Origin of the sequence: Paenibacillus hunanensis (genome assembly GCF_034055775.1) — a bacterium.
In the GTDB taxonomy this organism is placed as follows: Bacteria; Bacillota; Bacilli; order Paenibacillales; family Paenibacillaceae; genus Saccharibacillus; species Saccharibacillus hunanensis.
The window spans coordinates 1,972,926-1,994,920 of the sequence record NZ_CP139194.1; the positions used below are offsets into that span (position 1 = coordinate 1,972,926).

Genomic DNA, 21,995 nt, shown 5'->3' on the forward strand with positions numbered 1-21,995 from the left:
CGATCTAAGCCACATATGCTCATACCTGGTTTAAACGTAGCTTGTCTGTTCACTCGTTCATTCCCATCACCATTTTAATGTCACAACCGATTTGGCAGGAACTGTGTAGTTCACCGACTGGTTGTTCCAATTGACTTTAACCGTCCGTGCACTATTTTGCGAGTTGTATAGCACGACTGCTTTGGAGCCGTCCGTGTTTTTGAACGCTACACTTTGCATGTCATTAAAGGTATTGGAGTCGATTCGATAAGCACCCGGACTGACAAATTTGCTAAAGTGACCGAGCAGATAATACTGCTTCGTGTATGTTACCTTATCCTCTGGATTACTGGAGTTATTATCCGAGTTCTGGATCGTGACCATGCCTTTATTAGTGTTATTATCACCAATCACACTTGGGCCATCCTTCTGATCCAGAGCCGCATTCCACAAAATAATCGATTTCGACCAGTTGCGAGTCATCCCGATAAACTCATTGATCATATTGTCAAAGCCCTGCGTGGTACCATTTACCGGATCGTTCCAATCACCAAAGCCACCCTCGGTGAACCAGATGTCTTTGTCTGGATGAGCATTATGCATATTCGTCATCGCTGTAAAATCGCCGCCATAATGATGGAAGGCACTACCAGCGATGTACTGAGATTTGCCATTGTCCTTCAAGCCCTGTACAACAGTACGCGGGAACGTCCAGTTATCATAGTTATGATCATAAGCGATCACCTTCGTATTCAGACCCGCAGCACGCAGCGCCGGGCCAAGATAGTCGCCGATCATACCAATCTGATCCTGCTCGTTCATGAGCATACCTGGATAACGCCCTGGCTCGAATAATGGCTCATTTTGCGGTGTGACCGCATAGATCGGAATCCCCTGCGCCTGATACGCTTGAATGAATTTGACAAAATAATTAGCATACACTGGATAATTCTCAGCCTTGAGCTTGCCTGTACCATTTTTGTCATTCGTTGTGTACTTCATCCATGCCGGTGCGCTCCACGGGGAGGCGATGATTTTAATCCCGGCATTTTTAGCCAGTGCGGCTTTAACGATCGGGATGATATAGGGTTGATCGCGCGCGATACTGAACTGATTCAGCGCTGTATCTCCATTTACATCATCATAAGTATAGGTGCTCCAGGCAAAGTCACTTGCGCCCATCGGCTGGCGCAGCATACTCATTGAGATACCGGAGCCGCTGAACAGATTGCTCATCACTTCATTGCGTTTTGTACTGCTGAGCTTGTAATTGAGCAGCCAGGCGGAAGCATCGGTAAGAGAGACGCCAAATCCGTCCATCTGCTGGTATGTCGTGCCTTCATTAATGTTAAATGTGTAATCTGCATTACCTGTTGTGCTGCTGAATGTCAGATCATTCTGTCGGGTCAGGCGTCGATCTGTGCTCAGCCCTACCTTGGGCTCCGTATTCGGATCAGCGGTTGTAAGCCACACCTGAGCTTTTTCATTAGCAGCATAGGCAGAGGATGGCGCTACAGAAATGAGCGGCGTAATGACCAGACTACTTAATAAAACGACATGAAGACTCTTTTTCAATATCGACATCACATACACCTCGGTTTGCAGTTGTAAGCGTTTCACCGAACATCGCTCATGTTATCAGCAGGCAGAAGGATTTACAACCTAATTTTTACATAATTATCTAGTTTTAGATCGCTTATATGATATGGGAATGGAATAAAAAAATCTAAGTATAGACTATTGAGTAGATATAAAAGACGATAGCAAAGAGCAACTGTGCTTGCATTATAGCTGCTATGTTACAGATGGAATTCGCTATTTTTATACGATGCTGATACGTATAAGGGTTAGCGCTTTCCCATTTATGAATTATACGCTAAAATAATTGAAACTGGTTTCAATAACAATATTGGAGTGTGACATATGGTTAATATTATTGATGTAGCCCGTCAAGCGGGGGTGTCCAAGACGACGGTATCACGTGTCATTAATAATTATCCCCATATTTCACCAGATAAACGACGTCAGGTATTGGAGGCGATGGAGCAGCTTGGTTTCGTTCCCAATCCTTCGGCGCGTAAGCTACGCGGGCAGGTGACGACAACGATTGCGGTTATCGTGCCAAAGATTGTGAACCCTTTCTTTGCTTATCTTGTAGATGCGATTGAGCAGGAGGGCTATCGTCAGGGCTATCAAACGTTGATCTGTCAAACGAATGAACACAAGTCCAAGGAGCTGGCTTATCTGGATTTGCTCAAAAATAAGCAGGCAGATGGCATTATTATGGCAGCGATTGAAAATGATTGGGCTGATATTGAGCCTTATACTGCATTTGGTCCAATCGTGCTATGCAACGAATACGTCAATCAGAGTGATGTGCCTACGATTCGCGTTGATCAGCATGAAGGTACGTATGCAGCGATTCGCCATCTTATCGAGCGTGGTCACCGTAAAATCATGTACTGCACCGGTGGGCTATTTAATGATTATGGCAAGGATAAGGATCGTAACCAGGCGTATCAGCGAGCGCTGGAGGAAGCAGGGATTACGATCAATCCAAACTGGATTCTTGTGGATCGTCATACGATTGAGGATGGCAAGAAGGTTATGGAGCTAATTCTAGAAATGAGTGATCGTCCAACCGCCGTGTTTACAGGCAGTGACGAGATTGCCAGTGGGCTTATGATGGCGGCGCGTAAGGCAGGATTACATATTCCTAACGATCTTGCCATTATCGGCTTTGATGATCAGCCTATTGCGGAAGTACTCAGCCCATCGCTCACGACCATTCGTCAGCCAATCTCCTTAATGGGTAAACAGGCGGTCGATATGCTTATTCAGCTAATGGATCAGCAGCCATTATCAGCATTACTATGCAAGCTTCCTGTAGAACTGGTTATACGCGAGTCTACCTGATGTCTACAGGAAAGGCTTCGTTTTCTTATTTTTGGGAACGTTCCCAATTGGGAGTGTAAAAGTAACTAGAGCTGCAGACACTGGTTTTGTTATTTTATTGTGAAAAATATGATCATAAATGAGCTGTAGCTAATAGATATACGGAAATCTTCGCTATTTCATTTGCTACGATACAAGAAAATTAAAAAAGGTTATTGAAACCGTTACCAATCGATGATATATTTATTCCACCAAGCTAATCGATCTACTGTCAGCAGGGTTTAAGCATAAGCTTAGATGATTGCTCAAGCTTCCTGAACATGTTTTTATTAGTGATGTAGCTGATTTTCAAGGTGATTACTTTATGAATGATCGAGATCGAAAGGCGAGTGATGAGAAGAGATAGACTATATTGTAAGCGCTTGATATGATAAAGCTTTTACGTATGTATTTTTGGTATCGTTCCCAAAAAAGATGATCTACATTCGGAATTCTTTATTTTGAAAATGGGTAGTCTATTCATTCGAAAGTATACATCTTAAAACAACGAACTGTAGCTACTACTTATTTGTATCAATAGATCATTTTAATCCTGTTGCTATTCCATACTCATTATCCGGTATGTCTGCTTTGCGCTTTAGTGCTTCATTCGGTTTCAACCCAACTACGCGCATCCATCGCAATATCGAAATAGATGCTAAACAATGTATTCATATTATGGAGGGATTTCTGTGAAAAAGACCTGGAAAAAAACAATGCTCTGGACAATGACTGGCGTACTCGCCTTCACGCTTGCTGGTTGTGGCAAGGCAAGCTCTCAAACGGATGATGCAGCAACAACGGCGGATGGCAAAGTGAATATTGTCATTACGAACGGAAAGGGTGAGATTGCTACTCAATGGGCACAGGCAGCTAAAGACTTTATGGCAGAAAATCCAGACATTCACGTCGAAGCGCTCTCCGGTGCAGTTGGAGATACGGTTAATCTGCTCGATAAGCTCACCGCATCTGGCAAAACGGTCACTATGGCGATGATGTCCCCTGATTCGATTACAAACAAATACAAAGATTTTGGCATTGATCTATCTCAGGAAAAATGGAATCAAGATACACCATACGGTGTGAAGGATACAAACGGTAAAATTGCCGGCTTCCCCTTCTCGATTGAAGGCTTCGGACTTGTGTACAACAAAAACGTAGTTGATAAGGCAATCGGTGGCTCCTTCGATCCATTTTCGATTAATACACGAGATAAGCTAAAAGAGCTACTGGATCAAATTAAAGCATCTGGCATCACCTATCCGGTTGCTTATCAAACGGAAAACTGGTCGGTTGCCAATCATTACAGCACGCAATTTCTCAATCAAGCGGCTGATCCAACTACAATTGTGAATCAGCTTAAAGCAGGTACCTTCGATCTAGCAAGCAATCCGGTGTGGAATGGTTACTACGATACTTTGGATCTGCTAACCTCGCCGGAATATAACAAATATGGCGAACGTCCGCTTGGCAAGTATTACGATGATGCACATGTAAGTGTAGGCAAAGGAGAGTCTGCCATTCTGTTCAACGGGAACTGGGCGTATGACTCGCTTAAAGCAGTGTCCGGTGAATCATTCGGCTTTATGCCTGTACCCGTCGATAATGATCCGTCTAATCCGCTAAATAACAAAATTGCTGTTGGCCCAACCAATATTCTCGTCATTAACAAAAATGCAACGCCAGAGCAGCAAGCAGCAGCGAAAAAGTTTCTCGATTGGATTGTGTATAACAAAAAGGGTCAGGACTTTCTAGTAAATCAGGCACAGATTATCTCTGCTTTCAAAAATAATCCGTATAAAGTCAGCAATCCGCTTGGCGCAGCGATCAGCGACGCCATCAAGGAAGACAAAACGATGCCATTCAGCTCTAACTATGTAAAGGTGGAGGACTGGGGCAATATTCTGGCACAGGACATCCAGAAGTATATTGCCAAAAAGGAAACCCGTGCTGAGCTGGCGCAGGCGATTGAAACGTACTACAAAAACCAGAAATAGGTTGTCAACACAGCAGCATGCAAGTTTCATCTTTAATATGGGTATTTCTGAATTCAAACCGTTTATAGACAGGTGGTAGGTATGATGATGTTAGATAAGAATCCAGTCCGGCGCTGGTTGATGCAATTCTTCTTTACTGGCCCGACCATTTTCTTTTTTGCGCTGGCGGTGCTTGTGCCGTTTGCGTATGGACTGTATATGACCTTTAATACGGTATCCTCTCCAATCGATCCGTTGCAATTTGCCGGACTGAGCAATTACCGTGAAGCCTTTCAAGATGAACGCTTCTGGGATGCGTTATGGCTGACCGTGAAGTTTGTGCTCGCGACTGTGATCTTGATTAATATGCTAGGGTTCCTGCTTGCCTTTCTCGTGACTTCAGGAGTACGACTACAAAACTTTTTCCGTACTGCGCTGTTTACACCGAATCTGATCGGTGGTCTGGTGCTTGGCTATATCTGGCAGTTCATCTTCGTTCAAACCTTGCCTGCGCTGGGGGATAAACTTGGAATCGAATCGTTGCGTCTTGGCTGGCTAGGTGATGAGACAATGGCGTTTTGGGCAATCGTGCTTGTATCGATCTGGCAATCTGCCGGCTATATGATGATTATTTTCGTAGCAGGACTGGTCAATGTGCCCAAAGATGTTCTGGAGGCAGCAACGATTGATGGAGCGAACGGCTGGCAGCGTCTGCGTGCGGTAACACTTCCGCTCATGGTGCCTTCATTCGTCGTCACTGTATTCCTGACCTTGAAAAATGCATTTATGGTATATGATCTGAACTACTCGCTTACTGCGGGCGGGCCTTATGGAAGTACGACGATGGTATCGATGCAGGTCGTACAAAAGGCATTTAATGAAAACAATTATGGTGTTGGACAGGCGGAAGCGTTTGTATTGTTCGTCATTGTAGCAGTAATTACCGGCTTGCAGGTGTATTTTAGCAAAAGACTTGAGGTGTCGGCATAATGATCGTGAACAAAAAAATAGCGTTACCACTCATCTATGCGCTGCTCGTCATCTTTTTCATTCTATTTGTATTTCCATTCATGCTGATTATTATTAACTCGTTTAAAAGCAATGGCGAAATTTTGGAAAGTCCATTTGCACTGCCAACGCGGTTGAGTCTGACAAATTTTGCAGAAGTAATTGAGAAAATGAACTTTTTCTCTTCGTTTAGCAATACGGTAATCGTGACCGTCGGCTCGGTCATTTGTATCGGCCTGCTGGCAGCTATGACGGCATATTATATGGTACGGCGTGGTGGTCGATTCAACAATGGATTGTTTGCACTTATGGTCGCGTCGATGATTATTCCCTTTCAATCGATTATGATTCCCCTTATTTACATCTATGGTGCGAAGCTGCACTGGATTGATGTATCGCCGCTTGGCTTTTTGATTGTATTGTATATCGGCTTCGGTGGCGCATTATCTGTATTCATGTATCACGGTTTTGTAAAGTCAATCCCTTACGAGCTGGAGGAGGCATCGTTGCTGGACGGCTGTACGCGTCCGCAAACCTTTTTCAAAATTGTATTGCCGATGTTGTCTCCGATATCTGCAACGATCGGTATTTTGAATGTGCTCTGGATATGGAACGACTACTTGTTGCCGTCGCTCGTATTGACGGATGAGCGTTATTTTACGATGCCTATCAAAATGAAGGCATTCAATGGAACGTATATGAACAACTGGGAGCTGCTTATTCCTGCACTGCTACTGACCATTTTGCCAATTCTAATCGCGTACCTGTTCGGGCAACGTTATATTATTCGCGGTGTAAGTCAGGGTGCGATCAAGTAAAGTCTATCCAATAGTAGAAGACAAAGAAGGGCTATGGAGCCGCTGCTTGTATCGATGCTGCGAATCAGGTAGAGGGGATACGTGATCGTTATTTCCATATGCGAGCTTCATATTCACCTGAGCAGATATGACCTCAGACAGAACAATCGAAATTCTGTATATAGATAGGAGCTGGATAGCTATGAATAAGCAGAACCAACTGCATTCAACGGATCAGCAAGGAAATGCAAAGCATATTGCACACATCGAAGATAGCAGCGCAGCCGCTCAAGCTGCTCATACTATGCACGGTACAAGTGAAATGAACGAATCTATTATAAAAAATACTGGCTCGGCAACAAAGAAAATAGTATCATCCACTATCAAAACTGGAACCGATTCTGAATCAATTGCTATGGACATACGTCCCGGTTGGTGGAAGGAAAGTGTCATTTACCAGATTTATCCGCGTAGCTTTCAGGATACGAATGGCGATGGCATAGGCGATCTGCGCGGTATTATGGAGCGGCTCGATTATATTCATGCACTGGGTATCGATGTGATCTGGATCTGTCCGGTATATGATTCACCCAATGATGATAATGGCTATGATATCCGCGATTATTATCGAATTCATGAAGAATTCGGCACAATGGATGATATGCGCGAGCTGATCAAGCGTGCAGCCGCATATGGCATTCGTATTATTATGGATCTAGTAGCGAATCATACGTCAGATGAGCACGCCTGGTTCGTAGAATCGCGAAGTTCTCTCGATAATGATAAGCGTGACTGGTATATCTGGCGACCGGGCGAAGATGGACAGCCACCGAATAACTGGACATCTTTTTTTGGTGGTTCTGCATGGCAGTACGATGAGGCAACAGGCGAATACTATCTTCACTGTTTCTCTCGCAAGCAGCCAGACCTGAACTGGGAAAATCCAGACGTTCGTCACGCATTGTATGACATGATGAAATGGTGGCTTGATCTCGGAATTGCCGGATTCCGCGTTGACGCGATCACAGTTATTAAGAAGGATCAGCATCTTTTATCCTCATCGTATGATGCCGATCAGGAGACAGTTCCGGTTGGTTCAGTCTGTCTGAACCGTCCAGGCATTACTGATTTTTTGCAGGAAATGAAACGGGAGGCGTTGTTGCCTCATGGCGCATTGACTGTCGCCGAAGCACCAGGTGTACCCGTTGCCGATATGGAGCATTATGTGGATGAAGAGCATGGTGCATTCAATATGATTTTCCATTTTGATCATGTCGATCTGGATCGGTCAATGTACGAGCGTGCGACCTATACTCCATGGAAGCTCAGTCGCTTCAAGCAGGCGCTGTCTGACTGGCAGACGGCTACAGCGAAGCGAAGCTGGATGGCCCTGTATATGGAAAATCATGATCATGTGCGCTCTGTATCCAAATTTGCCAATGATACGACCTATCGTGAGCGGTCTGCCAAAATGCTTGCAGCGTATTACTTTCTTATGCGCGGCACACCGTTCATTTATCAGGGGCAGGAGCTGGGTATGACGAATCATTATTTTACATCTATTGAGGATTATCGCGATGTGGACAGTATCAATCTGTACAATGAGCAGATCGAGTGCGGACGCTCCAAGCAGGAACTGCTCGATTATCTGTACAAGCGTAGCCGTGATCAGGGGCGAATGCCGATGCAGTGGGATAGCTCTGCAAATGCAGGCTTTACGATCGGACAGCCGTGGCTACAGGTGAATCCTAACTATACCGATATTAATGTCGCATCCCAGCTAGAAGACGACAAGTCGGTATTTCATTTCTATCGTCAGCTAGTTAACCTGCGTAAGCAGCATCCTGCGCTTATTTATGGAGATTATACGGCAATTCATACCGATTCTGAACAAATTGGTGCTTATACGCGTATATACAAGCAGGAATTTTGGGCAGTGTGGTGTAACTTTACAGAGAGCACTATTTCGCTGCCTGAGATGATTGGTTGCGAACGGATGCTTGGCAATATGGATGATCATGAAAGCGGTACACTTCGTCCATTTGAAGCTGTGATCTATCGTACACTTCAAGCCAATTGACCTTATTTTGCAATGAGCGTGTAGTACCAAGACCATGAAAAAGGGGAATCCGTACATGTCGATGTCTATTCAAAACAAGGCAATGCTCATTACGTATGCCGACAGCCTGGGCAGTCATATGGGCGAGCTGGCAGATATTCTGGATCAGCATCTGGAGGGTGTAATCAGTGGTGTGCATTTGCTGCCATTCTATCCTTCCTCCGGCGATCGCGGCTTTGCACCAATGGATTATACGAAGGTGGATCCAGAGCTAGGGAGCTGGGAGGACGTTCGCCGGATCAGCCAAAAATTTTACATGATGTACGACTTCATGATTAATCATATTTCACAGCAATCGGAGTATTTTCAAGACTTTTTGGAAAAGAAGGACGAGTCCGAATATGCAGACCTGTTCATCCGTTATAAGGATTTCTGGCCGGGTGGCGAGCCAACCGATGCCGACGTTGATCTGATCTATAAGCGTAAGCCGCGCGCTCCGTATGTTGAGGTGACGTTCAAGGATGGCACAAAGGAAAAAGTGTGGTGTACCTTTGACGAGCAGCAGATTGATCTGGATGTAACGACAGAGACGACGCGTCGCTTCATTCGGGACAACTTGAATTTCCTGGCGGAGCAGGGGGCATCTGTTATTCGTCTGGACGCATTCGCCTATGCCAACAAAAAAATCGGTACGAACTGCTTCTTCGTCGAGCCAGATATCTGGGAGATGCTCAAGTACGCTGCTGATCTGACCGAAGCTAAAGGTGTTGAAGTGCTGCCAGAAATTCACGAGCACTACAGCATTCAGCTCAAAATTGCAGAGCAGGGCTATTATGTTTATGACTTTGCGCTACCAATGCTCGTCCTGCACGCGCTGTATAGTGGTCAGACGAATCGCCTTGCACACTGGTTGAATATCTGTCCACGTAAGCAGTTCACCACGTTGGATACGCATGACGGTATTGGCGTAGTTGACGTTAAAGACCTGATGACCGACGAGGAAGCTGAAATGACACGCGAAAGCCTGTACAGCAAAGGCGCGAATGTGAAGAAAATCTACAGCAGCGAAGCGTACAACAATCTGGATATTTATCAGATTAACTGTACGTACTATTCTGCACTTGGTAACAATGATCAGGCATATCTGCTAGCGCGCGCGATCCAGTGCTTCGCACCAGGGATTCCGCAAATTTACTATGTTGGTCTGTTAGCTGGTGAGAATGATATCGACCTGCTGGAGCGCACGAAGGAAGGGCGTAATATTAACCGTCATTATTATAGTAAGGAAGAAGTGGCACAGGAAGTACAACGTCCGGTAGTCCAGAAGCTGTTCGATCTGCTGCGCTTCCGTAATACGAGTGCGGCATTTGACGGAGAGATTGCGGTGGAGGAAGCTGGCGATCATCTGTTGCATATCACGTGGACGAATGGCGGTACGGCTGCACGTCTGGAAGCTAATCTGAAAACGCATGAGTTTACGATTAGTGAGACGCAGGATGGAGCAGCGTGGAGTACGGTTTTTTAAAAAGGATAGCTTGAAGCAATCTGGACATGTATTAGATTAAATGTACGAAATGAAAAAAATGAACGAAATACGCCTATAAAAGAGAACGCAGTTAGATTGGAAAGAACATCTGGTTGAGGTTCTGATTCAGCACGGAGATACGATATGCAGATAAACACAGAAAAGGAGCGCGAATTGGCGCTCCTTTTTGCTTTTCTATGGAATATAAATCAGCAGTTTATGCGGTTTATCAACAGTTAGCTGGTAATGGGTAAATAGATTAAAAAAAATTGCTTTACAAGTTGCTGAATTCGTTATATGATATATTGGTGTTCGGCAATCACAGCAGATATCATCGAATGCAAGCATACATAGTATATCGTGGTAACTAAGGCAACATCTGTGACAGCATCGCACTTTACATCATGCCGGGGTGGCGGAATTGGCAGACGCACAGGACTTAAAATCCTGCGGTAGGTGACTACCGTACGGGTTCGACCCCCGTCCTCGGCATATAGGTTAACATGGAAAAGCCCTTGTGAATACAAGGGCTTTTTTGTTTTCTCAAAATGAATACAAGCTTGAGCAGCAGGAAGGCTCATTAGGCTTATTTCTCATAGTTGGGGACGAATTGGGGACGAACTTTATAAATCCATCCAACAAAAAGCATTGGATTGACTAGAACAACCAGCAGGTTCTGCGGCTGAAGCAATTGCACCGATCGATAAAGCTAGAATAGCACTCAATCCTAGAACAGTAATGAATTTCTTCATATGTATCACCTCTTTCGATAGATTTACGATAGTATAACAAATAAATTTGTGAAAAGGAATTAAATGTAATTTAATAATAATATTTCTTTTTATTGTTAGAGGAAATAAAGTATTTCACCTAAAAAATGAGGGGTAACAACCTATAATCTATAAATTGTAAGCGCCTCCAATAATGGTACGATAAATAGACCAGACTATACCACAGGAGGACGATCATGCAAAATCAAACTAACTCTCCCTCAGATACTGTGCCGCATCCATCTCATTCATCTCAAACGATTCATACCGAACGTGACCTACAACGCTACGAAACTGGCTACGATGCCTGGCTTTCCTACATACCTCTCCAGACCTTCCCAGCTACAGCGAGTGCAGAAGACTGGGCAGCTTGCTGTCGTCACATTCATGTAGCCGCCGAGCAGCAGCATCCTGTTATACAAACTGCCGCACAGGAGCTAGCTCGCGGCATCAGCTCCATGCTAGGACAAACTGTCCAATGCACAAGTAGTGAATTCAACCACGAGCCATCCCACTCCCATAGGCAGGAGACAGGAATCTGGCTTATTCCACTACATACCATTGTCACACCAGCCGACGCTCCTAACACATACGAGCTTCCAGAGTGGTTAACTTCTATGTATCCACAAGCCTATGATGATGTACAGCAATGTATGGCACAGGGTCAGGAAAGCTATGTTCTGCGCGCATTGCCAGCTGACACTGATGGTATCACGAATAGTAATGGTATTCATCCCCATTCTATGACTGCTGCATTAACATCGAATTCAAATAGTAATAATACTAGGAGTAATGACAGTAATAGTACCTCCAGTAAATTAAGTTCCACCAGCAACACGACCAGCAATGGAACAAGGATAATCATTCTCGCACCTTCTACAGCAGGTGTGCTTTACGGTGCGTTCCATCTACTTCGTCATATGGGCACCGGACAGCCGCTAGATCAGCTTACAGCGATCAGTCGTCCAGCTAATCGTCTACGTATGATCGACCATTGGGATAATGCAGACGGTAGTATTGAACGTGGATATGCAGGACAATCTTTTTTATATGAAAATAACGCTTTTACTCGCGATTGGGATAGACTGCATGATTATGCGCGTCTGCTCGCTTCGGCTGGCTTTAATGCGTTGTCGATCAATAATGTCAATGTACATGCGACAGAGACGCTATTCATTACCGACGCCTTTTTGCCAGATGTAGCTGAGATTGCGAATATATTGCGCAAGTATGCGATTCGTTTGTATTTGAGCGTCAACTTTGCCGCTCCAATGGAGGCAGGAGGGCTATCTACAGCCGATCCGCTGGATGAAGCGGTGCAGCGCTGGTGGCAGGAAGCGGCAGCGAATGTGTATCGTTATGTGCCTGATTTTGGTGGATTTCTCGTGAAGGCGGATTCGGAGAATCGTCCGGGGCCGTTTACGTATGAACGAGATCATGCAGATGGCGCGAATATGCTGGCGGCGGCACTGGAGCCCCATGGTGGACAGGTGATCTGGCGCTGCTTTGTATATAACTGCAAGCAGGATTGGCGTGATCGGACGACAGATCGAGCGCGTGCGGCATATGATCATTTTCAGCCGCTTGACGGCAAGTTTGCCGATAATGTGATGCTACAGATCAAAAATGGGCCGCTTGATTTTCAAGTACGTGAGCCGGTATCGCCGCTATTTGGAGCGATGCAGCAGACGCATCAGCTACTAGAATTCCAGATCACGCAGGAATATACCGGACAACAGCGCCATGTATGCTATCTGGTGCCACAGTGGAAGGAGATTCTCGATTTTGATACGGCGGTAAATGATCGCTTTGCTCCAGTAAAACAGATTGCCAGCGGCTCGATCTGGCAACGTGAATGGAATGGGATCGCAGCAGTCGGGAATGTCGGTGCAGATGGAAACTGGACGGGCCATTTATTAGCGCAGGCGAACTGGTATGGATTGGGACGACTGGCATGGGAGCCAGATACCCGTGCAGAGACAATTGCGCGCGAGTGGGCGACACTTGTATTTGGAATGGATACCGAAGTGGTTGAGACGATTACGACGATGCTGCTTGATTCCCTATCTATTTATGAAAATTATACATCACCGCTTGGCATCGGCTGGATGGTGAATCCGAATCATCATTATGGGCCGAATGTGGATGGCTATGAATATTCGCCGTGGGGCACGTACCATTATGCCGATCATGCGGGGATTGGTGTCGATCGTACAATAGCGACAGGAACGGGCTATACCGCTCAATATGCGCCAGTCAATCGAGATCGTTATGATTCGCTGGAGAGCTGTCCGGATGAACTGTTACTCTTTTTCCATCATGTGCCATATATGCATGTGCTTCATTCGGGGAAGACGGTGATCCAGCATATTTATGATACCCATTTTCAGGGAGCGGAGCAGGCAGCGGAATTGATCGCACGCTGGCAGACGCTGGAGGGACGGATGGCTCCAGGCTTGTATGCTCAGGTAGCAGAACGATTAGCAGAGCAAGCGGAGCATGCAAAGGAATGGCGAGATGTGATTAATAGCTATTTCCATCGTAAAAGTGGAATTGCAGATGTGCAGGGTCGGGTCATTTATTAAGTAGAGTGAGCAATCGATCTAGAATCGTCCTGCCCTGTTAATCCGCTAATATGCATAAACTACTAAAATTTAAAATTACTAAGGCAAGCGCGTGTTCCATCATGCGCTTGTGACATAATCTTGCACCATAATAAATGAAGCTCTTGTCCGTAACCTAGTGAGAGAAAGGAGCAAACTACGATGCAGATGGAACCTTCCCGTTACAGCCATACTCTAACAACCAGCTATACGGTACAGCAGGTGATGGAATATCTATTTCATGCCGACCAGCATACGATGAGTGAACGCCAGTCAACAGGCGCAACTGTAGATTGCTTGGAAACGGGAGTAGCCGATACGATCGTAAAGGGAATAGTGACTGCCTTTTCTGCCAGTCAGCGAGTGATTCAACAAGCAGCAGCACAGGGTGCAAACGTATTGGTAGTACATGAAGGGATATTTTATAGCCATCATGATCAGCGAGAACGGCTGCATGACGATCCAGTATATCAGGCAAAGCGCACGCTGATCGAGCAAACAGGTATGCACATCATTCGTCTCCATGATGCCATTCATCTGGAACGACCGGATGGGATTATGGAAGGCTTGCTGGGTCAATTGGGATGGCGACAGCAGGTAGTAGAGGAGACGGCGGTCTGGTCTATTGTAGAGCTTGAACAACCGTTACAGCTCCAACAGCTAGCCCAGTGGCTCAAGCAGCAGCTCGCCGTTTCCTATATACGCTTGTCGGGTGAATCCGAGCAGACTTGCCAGCGTATCGCTGTACTGGTCGGCTATCGTGGAGGTGCGATGCATGGTCTGCCCTTATTAGGACGCGATGATATAGACGTACTCATCGCAGGCGAAGGCCCGGAATGGGAGCTACCCGAATATGTACGTGATGCGATCGAACAGGGACGTAGTAAAGGTCTGATTATGCTGGGACACGCGGAAAGTGAGCAGCCGGGTATGCAATGGCTGGCGACTCGACTTGCAGCGCAATATGAAGGCTTGCCTGTTGCATATATTCCAAATGAGCCTGTATTTCGCGTGATATAGTAGCGCGGAATAGCGAAGCTTCAATGTTCCGATCACGCTTTATACAAGCGACGAGGCATGCAGCTACTTTTCCCGGGAAATAACAGCTGTCTGATGTACCGATAGAATCACATACCATCTAAACTAATATCATCCCATTAACTATCGACGCTCTGACGGACTACAGCCACGTAGCTGGCGAAACACGCGGTTAAAGGTACGCACATTGCCAAATCCACAGTCCAGCGCAATATCGATCAGCTTCCGCTCGCGAATCGCCATTTGCTGCTCGGCGCGCTGAATACGTAGCTCATTGATATAGGTATTGTAGCCGATCCCGGTCACATTTTTGAAAAATCGAGAAAAGTGGAATACACTCATCCCTGCCTCATCTGCACCATCCTGCAAGGTGAGCGGCTGCGTGCAATTTTGCTCCAGCCAATCGAGCAAGCCCTGCATAACCGTAAGATGAGCAGCGCTTGCTCTGCGACGAATAGCAGGGCCGTGTACTGGCATACAGCGTAGACATAGACCGCACAGCATATGAAGCAGTCCGGTAATGACCGTCTCCGCATGAGCCTGTTGCTGCTCATGCTCCAGCAGCAACTGTTCCATAATCGCTGCAAGCTGCTGTCTGATCTGTTCATTATCTATACTAGAGCTTATCGAAGCCGCATCAGAGCGCAAAATAAAGCCAGAATGCTGCCGCTGCTCAGTAGGCCATCCCGCAGGTGCGCCGATTAGCCGTGGATTGAAAATGATCATGATTAGCTCTGAATCCGAGCCAGTATGCTCATAATAATGAATATCTCCACTACCACAAAAGGCAAATTCACCAGCCTGTAGCATCTGCACCTCGGAATTGATGCCGACACGCAGTGATCCCTGACGTACATAGATGAATTCCAGATCATGATGCCAGTGCGCCAGAAAGCTCATATTATGAACGGTACCAATTTGTACAGGCCAGCCTTTGTTATAGGAACGCGTTTCATGGAAAGCTCGCATATTCATTCACCTCATTAAGAATGCATAGAGAGAATGCTGGACGGAATAGAGCAAGAGACACTTGGAACCCATCCAACGTTCTGCATCCGATATTAGCAAAAAATGTCCACTGAGACAATGAAATTGACGCGCAAATTGTATACGCTTGCATTACAATTTGGCTATACCTGCAATGATGCAGCTAGATATCTCAAAATAAGATGGGAGCGTATTTATATGAAAAAACAAGCTTTGCTCGTCAGCGGTGGCTGGGATGGACACCAACCGAAGGAAGTGGCTGATATTTTCGCAGATGTATTGCGCCAGGAAGGCTTTAATGCAGAGATTTCGTATACACTGGATGCTTTTCTCGATGAAGAACGTCTAAACAGCCTTAATTTGATCGTGCCGATCTGGACGATGGGTGAGATTAAGGATGAACAGCTACAGCCAGTGCTGCGTGCTGTTGCAGGCGGTGTGGGCATGGCAGGCTGTCACGGCGGGATGTGTGACTCGTTCCGTAATAGTGTCGATTGGCAATTTATGACCGGATCGCAGTGGGTCGCGCATCCGTTCAATGATGGAGTGGACTATGAAGTGAATATGGTGCGCACCTCATCCAGTCCGCTGATCGAGGGCATTCCAGATTTTCAGGTAAGCTCGGAGCAATATTATTTACATGTTGATCCCGTAGTCAATGTACTGGCAACGACCACATTTCGTAAAAGTGAAGGCCCACACTCCGCGAATGGCGAGATTGTAATGCCTGTAGTGTATACGAAGCGCTGGGGCGAAGGCAAAGTGTTCTACAATTCTCTCGGACATCAGGCGAATATTTTCGATATTCCAGAGGCAAAAGAACTCATGCGTCGTGGCATGCTATGGGCAGCGCGTTAAGCCAGTCGATATTTGCGATGCAAGGATTGATCATAATTACAGCCTATTTATGCTTATGGCCAGTACGCATAACTCCCACATAACAGCTGATGTGGATACATAGGCATTTACTGAAGCCTAAACCGAACCCAATTGTAAAGCGGAATTGAATCACAGCCTCCGACATCGGATACCTATACCTGAAAGGCGGAACTCATTATGCGTAAAGTAAAAATTGGCATCATCGGCTGCGGTAATATTAGCAGCATTTATATGCAGAATCTGACGCGCACCTTTGCTAATACCGAGGTGTATGCGTGTGCAGACCTGAATCCAGAAAAGATGGAGGCAGCGGCAAGCGAATATGGCATTCCGAATCAGTGGACAGCCGAGCAGATTATCACCAGCGATGAGATCGAAATCGTTGTCAATCTGACCACACCAAAGGATCATTTTGAATTATGCCGTCAGGCGCTGGAAGCAGGCAAGCATGTATACGTGGAAAAGCCGCTTTCCCTTTCATCAGAGCAGGGGAGAGAGCTCGTACGTCTGGCAAAGGAAAAAGGAGTATTGCTAGGCGGAGCGCCGGATACGTTTCTTGGAGCAGGCTTGCAGACATGTCGCAAGCTGATGGACGACGGCTTTATCGGCGAACCTGTTGCAGCCACTGCCTTTATGGTCAATCACGGACATGAGAGCTGGCACCCTAACCCATCGTTTTATTATAAAAAGGGCGGCGGCCCAATGTACGATATGGGGCCATATTACCTCACCGCACTCGTCTCCTTGCTGGGGCCAGCACAGACTGTAGCTGGTATGACCAAAAAGTCATTTGAACAGCGTACCATTACGAGCGAACCGCGCTTTGGGGAGGTGATCGATGTCGAAGTACCGACCCATATCGCTGGTACCGTGCGTTTCCATGGGGGCGCAGTGGCTACGCTTATTACCAGCTTCGATGTGTGGAGCAGCACATTGCCATGTATTGAGATCTATGGAACACAGGGCACGCTGATCGTTCCAGACCCGAATACATTTGGCGGCCCGATTCGCCTGCGTACAGCACATGGAGATACCTTTAGCGAAATTCCGTTACTGCACCAGTATGAAGAAAATAGCCGCGGGATCGGCATTGCCGATATGGCAGACTGCATCCTGCACGGCGGCACCCCACGCGCAGGCGGTGAACTCACCAGCCACGTGCTGGAAATTATGGATGCCTTCCATAGCAGCGCCGATTCCGGCCAATACGTGACCCTGCAAACAAGCTGCGAGCAACCCCGTTCGTTGCCAACCGGACTTGTCAAAGGGCAGGTAAGGTAAAAGAATCAGCATGTAAGCTAAACAAGCATCCCAATTCGCAGATAGGAGCTTCCCAAAGCTCATTCACATGCTGGATGTGAATAAGCCCAATTCAAGCTCCCCACCTGCACACCCTCAACGTATGAAAGAGCGTAAAAAATACAGTTCCCTCTAAGTTCACGTCCTGTGGTGTGGACAGGATAACCAAACGCTTTGCCTTCTCACAGCATCCCCCTCGAGAAGACAAAGCGTTTTTTATGCAATCTCACCTATATTACTCCCCATTTCCTTCCCATACATCACTCCTCAAAGAAATAAAAAATACATATAGTCCTAGTAAATAACCAATCTATAATTCCAAACTGCTACATTGAAGACGATAAAGCCAATACACTAAAGAATAAACTACACATTATTCTCCATTTCATAAAATCCCCAAATCACAAAATAAATTCAGCCATAAACCAATCATCGACACAGTTATACATCCTGAACAACATGTGATCTCCATCACCACTTGCTGCTCCCCGTTGGAGGCAGAATTATGTTGCAAGATGCAATGATGCAAAGCGCACGGAGCGAGGGCAAGGAAATAAGGGAAAAGGACTCCTTTGGAGGGGCGGGAATCTACATTCATTCCTAATCCAGTAGATTCCCGCGGCTCCACCCGAGTCCGTTCCCTTATTCCTTGCCCGAGCGGTGTGCCTCCCCCCACCATCTGCAAAAAAAAGCTGAAACCAAACCCAATATACATTATCATAAAAAGAGGGTAATAACAGAAAGGAGCCTGATGCATCACACCACTAGCACCAGATGATACTCAGCGCATTATGCAGCTACATATATCGATCATCTGGATGGAAACGAAGAAGGGATGTTGCTTATGTTTGGAAACGATTGGGATGATATATTAAAGGAAGAGATGGAACAGCCGTATTTTCAGGAGCTGATGAGCTGGCTGGATGAGGAGTACAAGGAGCATACCGTTTATCCGCCGCGTGATCTGCTGTTTCAGGCACTTCGTCTAACGCCATATCATGAAGTAAAAGCCGTTATTTTGGGACAGGACCCATATCATGGTGCTGGACAAGCAGAAGGTCTAAGCTTTTCCGTGCAGCCCGGAGTAAAGGTGCCACCTTCCCTGCGTAATATTTACATAGAATTAAAAGAAGATATGGGCGTGCCGACTCCATCGCATGGCTCGCTTGTAAGCTGGGGCAAGCATGGCGTATTGCTGCTTAACACTGCACTTACGGTACGCGAGGGCAAGCCAGCCTCGCATCGCGGTAAGGGATGGGAGCGTTTTACCGATATGATCATTCGTCTGCTGAATGAACGCGAGCAACCGATGGTATTTCTGCTGTGGGGCAATCATGCAGCAGAGAAGGAGGTGCTGATCAATACGGAGCATCATCTCGTTATTCGCTCAGCGCATCCAAGTCCATTTGCAGCACGTAAAGGCTTTTTTGGTAGCCGTCCGTTTTCACGAACAAATGCATTTTTGCAAGAGCATGGTCAGCAGCCAGTAGACTGGACAATTCCGGAGCTGAATTAAGCATGGGGCGTGGAGGTGGGATCATGAAACAGTGGGAAGGCAAAAAGGTGGTTATTACACGGGATGATGAATATCATTCCAGGCTCTACGGCACCATTCAGCATTGGGATGTGGAGAAGAATCGGCTTGTCCTGCAACCCGGCTCCATCCATATCCTGCTGAATGATATTTTGCATATCAAAGAGCTGGACATGCTGCCACAGGATTTGAATTCTGCGGCATGGGAGCTGAATTCGGTCGGTTATGTGATGAAGCAACCTGTGCAGTTCGATAATGCGATCCTGTTCGGCTCCAAGGTGATGATCTGGAAGGAAGATCAGCTGATCGAGCCATTCGCTCGACTGATCCGTCATAATCGGGAGCGTGTCATACTGGATGATCAGCGTATATTTACGAAGGCGGATCATGTATTTGTTGTTCGCTCGCGCCGTGGCTGCTAGGCCATGAACGACATAGCCACATGTTAATAAGTACAATAAGATAGGTTGGAAGCGAGCCAAAAGGCAAAGGAGGACTATCGTCGCCAATATGGGGCGATAGTCTTATTTTGGTAAAAAAACGAGGTTTTTTACAGCAGAAGCTTCAATTTTTTGGCTTTCTCTCCGATATTATTTAAGGACTGAACACAGACGAAACTATAACTCAAGGAGAGAAATGAATGACACATACTGTGAAATTAGGAAAATGGATGTTGTCGCTTCTGCTCATGAGTACACTGCTTTTTCCAAGCGGAGTATTCGCTGCTGATACAAGTGCCGTATCGCTGAAGTTTTCAGACGATAATGCACTGACAGTATCGCTTGACGATGATACGAAGGATCTGACGTTGTATGCGGTAGATGGTAATGGCGACACGACAGATGTAACGGATGAAGCAACATGGTCTTCAAGTACACCTACTGTAGCTACAGTGGATAAAGGAAGCGTAGATCCTGTAAGTGCGGGAACAGCAACGATCACTGCCAAGTATGGCGATCTGGCTGCAACCAAAAAAGTAACGGTCACCTCTCCGTACACTAAGCTGACGCTGTCTCCAGCAGAAGCTATGAATGTAACGATTGGCACGCCTTACGAATTTACAGCGACAGCTACCAAAACAGACGGCACTACAGTAGACGTTACCGATACGGTTACATGGTCTACATATGATAGTAAGGTAGCCAAAGTAGTAGAAGGACAGGTTACAGGTCTGTCTCAAGGTAGCACAGCGCTGACTGCCAAATATGCAGGTTTAACTGCAAGTACAACCCTGTATGTACGTTCTTCGTTCCAGGGTCTAATCCTGACACCTGAAGAAGATCAGGTGATGTTTATCGGACAAGCTCCATTGCAAATTAAAGGTGAAGTCGTAGATGCAAGCTCGATCAAGGATGTCACTTCGGATGTGACGTGGACATCTTCCAATGCGATGAACGCGACAGTTACTGGCGGTCTGCTTACTCCATGGGTAGAAGGAACAGCTACAATTAAGGCACAATATCAAGATTTTGCGAAAAGCTTTAAAGTCACTGTGTACAAAACGATGAAAAAGCTGGAGCCAAGTGTAACATCGATTGAGCTTGTAACTGGTCAATCGGTAGCTGTACCTAAAGTAAAAGGTACGGCAGTAGATGGTACAACCGTAGATCTGTCCAAAGCAATCGACTGGAGCATCGATAGCTCTGTAGCAACAATTAACAATAACAAGCTGACAGCTGAAGATGCAGGCGATGTTACACTGGTCGGTAAAGTCGGCAATATGCAGGTTAGCATTCCAGTTAGTGTAAAAACAAAAGTGATCAATCTGACGGCATCTGTCACCAATCTGAGTGTTGTTGTGGGCTCTTCCGCTGTACTGCCAAACGTAACGGCAATCACTGCAGACGGTACCACTGTGAATGTAACGGATGATGTGAAATGGACAGCTAGCACAGATAAGATTCTGGTTCAAGGCAGCAATGTAAAAGCGCTGGTTAAAGGTTCTGCCACACTGAAAGGCACGTATCTTAATGATTCTGTTCGCGTAAGTGTAAAAATGGAAAGCAAAATTCAGTCTCTGGATGTATCTCCACAGACATTAGATCTGGGCATTAAGAAGAGCAAAACGATCAAAGTCGTCGGTACGTATACAGATGGCAAAAAAGTTACACTGTCCAGCAAAATGGACTGGGTATCCTCGAATCCTTCTGTAGCAACGGTGAAGGGTGCAAGTGTAAAAGCTGTAGGTCCAGGTACAGCAACGCTGACAGGTTCGTATCAAGGACTGACAGCAACGGTGAAAGTATCTGTAACCGCACAGCTCAAAAAAGTAACACTGTCTGAAAAGACGCTCAAGCTGACTACAGGCTCCACCACAGTCGTAACACTGACAGCAGAATACGACACAGGCAATATGGTGGACGTAACAAAGGATGCAGCATGGACATCCACGAAAACAACGGTTGCTACTGTATCTGCTGGTCGAGTGAACGCTGTAGCCAAAGGCAGCTCCTCCATTAAGGCTGAGTATGGTGGCAAACGTGCGACACTGAGCGTTTCGGTTAAAGATCCAGCTAAATAATCATACTCCTTTTGAATAGCTACCGGTTCAGTCTGACAAACAGTACGATCGACTGCTTGCCCGATCGACTGCTTGCCGGTAGTCAG

General features: G+C 46.2%; 16 protein-coding genes and 1 tRNA gene. 14 read left to right on the forward strand and 3 right to left on the reverse strand.

The genetic code is table 11. The annotated features are described in order from the left end of the window. Positions 1–66 precede the first annotated feature (66 nt). Positions 67–1,599 carry a glycoside hydrolase family 30 protein gene (locus SK066_RS07980; RefSeq protein WP_320544280.1) on the reverse strand — a complete coding sequence of 511 codons (1,533 nt, stop codon included), beginning with the start codon at positions 1,597–1,599 and terminating at the stop codon, positions 67–69. 303 nt (positions 1,600–1,902) lie between these two features. On the opposite strand from SK066_RS07980, the gene SK066_RS07985 reads away from it, so the two are divergent. From SK066_RS07985 to SK066_RS08015, 7 genes are all read left to right on the forward strand, one after another. Continuing rightward, positions 1,903–2,895, forward strand: coding sequence for a LacI family DNA-binding transcriptional regulator (locus SK066_RS07985; protein ID WP_320544281.1), 993 nt, complete (start codon positions 1,903–1,905; stop codon positions 2,893–2,895). A gap of 710 nt (positions 2,896–3,605) precedes the next feature. Continuing rightward, complete coding sequence (locus tag SK066_RS07990) at positions 3,606–4,910, forward strand: ABC transporter substrate-binding protein (RefSeq protein ID WP_320544282.1); 1,305 nt, start codon at positions 3,606–3,608, stop codon at positions 4,908–4,910. Positions 4,911–4,994: 84 nt separating this feature from the next. Then, positions 4,995–5,879 (forward strand): carbohydrate ABC transporter permease, encoded by an 885-nt coding sequence (locus SK066_RS07995; RefSeq protein ID WP_320544829.1) that lies wholly within the window; start codon positions 4,995–4,997, stop codon positions 5,877–5,879. Next, a complete protein-coding gene (locus SK066_RS08000; protein WP_320544283.1) occupies positions 5,879–6,715 on the forward strand; it encodes a carbohydrate ABC transporter permease in 837 nt (278 codons plus the stop codon). Before SK066_RS07995 ends, SK066_RS08000 begins: the two co-directional genes overlap by 1 nt. A gap of 394 nt (positions 6,716–7,109) precedes the next feature. After that, complete coding sequence (locus tag SK066_RS08005; protein WP_407673814.1) at positions 7,110–8,774, forward strand: glycoside hydrolase family 13 protein; 1,665 nt, start codon at positions 7,110–7,112, stop codon at positions 8,772–8,774. Between the two features lie 61 nt (positions 8,775–8,835). Beyond that, entirely contained in the window at positions 8,836–10,278 is a 1,443-nt protein-coding gene (gene gtfA, locus SK066_RS08010) for a sucrose phosphorylase (protein ID WP_188776457.1), read from the forward strand. 406 nt (positions 10,279–10,684) lie between these two features. Beyond that, positions 10,685–10,770, forward strand: a tRNA-Leu gene (locus SK066_RS08015). A 131-nt stretch (positions 10,771–10,901) separates the two neighbouring features. Here SK066_RS08015 and SK066_RS08020 read toward each other — a convergent pair. Continuing rightward, positions 10,902–11,030: a hypothetical protein gene (locus tag SK066_RS08020; RefSeq protein WP_284446249.1), complete on the reverse strand. Its 129-nt coding sequence runs from the start codon at positions 11,028–11,030 to the stop codon at positions 10,902–10,904. Between the two features lie 215 nt (positions 11,031–11,245). Here SK066_RS08020 and SK066_RS08025 point away from each other — a divergent pair, with 215 nt between their 5' ends. Both SK066_RS08025 and SK066_RS08030 read left to right on the forward strand, forming a co-directional pair. Further along, complete coding sequence (locus SK066_RS08025; RefSeq protein WP_320544285.1) at positions 11,246–13,633, forward strand: alpha-glucuronidase family glycosyl hydrolase; 2,388 nt, start codon at positions 11,246–11,248, stop codon at positions 13,631–13,633. Positions 13,634–13,813: 180 nt separating this feature from the next. Next, complete coding sequence (locus tag SK066_RS08030) at positions 13,814–14,671, forward strand: Nif3-like dinuclear metal center hexameric protein (protein WP_320544286.1); 858 nt, start codon at positions 13,814–13,816, stop codon at positions 14,669–14,671. 141 nt (positions 14,672–14,812) lie between these two features. On the opposite strand, the gene SK066_RS08035 is transcribed toward SK066_RS08030, so the two are convergent. Then, complete coding sequence (locus SK066_RS08035) at positions 14,813–15,658, reverse strand: helix-turn-helix transcriptional regulator (protein ID WP_320544287.1); 846 nt, start codon at positions 15,656–15,658, stop codon at positions 14,813–14,815. Positions 15,659–15,874: 216 nt separating this feature from the next. Here SK066_RS08035 and SK066_RS08040 point away from each other — a divergent pair, with 216 nt between their 5' ends. The 5 genes from SK066_RS08040 to SK066_RS08060 all read left to right on the forward strand — a co-directional run bounded on the left by SK066_RS08040 (position 15,875) and on the right by SK066_RS08060 (position 21,909). Further along, positions 15,875–16,534, forward strand: a complete 660-nt coding sequence (locus SK066_RS08040) for a ThuA domain-containing protein (protein WP_320544288.1) — start codon at positions 15,875–15,877, stop codon at positions 16,532–16,534. Positions 16,535–16,732: 198 nt separating this feature from the next. Next, complete coding sequence (locus tag SK066_RS08045) at positions 16,733–17,836, forward strand: Gfo/Idh/MocA family protein (RefSeq protein WP_320544289.1); 1,104 nt, start codon at positions 16,733–16,735, stop codon at positions 17,834–17,836. 853 nt (positions 17,837–18,689) lie between these two features. Next, positions 18,690–19,370: a uracil-DNA glycosylase gene (locus tag SK066_RS08050; protein ID WP_320544290.1), complete on the forward strand. Its 681-nt coding sequence runs from the start codon at positions 18,690–18,692 to the stop codon at positions 19,368–19,370. A 23-nt stretch (positions 19,371–19,393) separates the two neighbouring features. Continuing rightward, positions 19,394–19,810 (forward strand): hypothetical protein, encoded by a 417-nt coding sequence (locus SK066_RS08055; RefSeq protein ID WP_320544291.1) that lies wholly within the window; start codon positions 19,394–19,396, stop codon positions 19,808–19,810. A 218-nt stretch (positions 19,811–20,028) separates the two neighbouring features. Then, complete coding sequence (locus SK066_RS08060; RefSeq protein ID WP_320544292.1) at positions 20,029–21,909, forward strand: Ig-like domain-containing protein; 1,881 nt, start codon at positions 20,029–20,031, stop codon at positions 21,907–21,909. Positions 21,910–21,995: the final 86 nt, after the last annotated feature.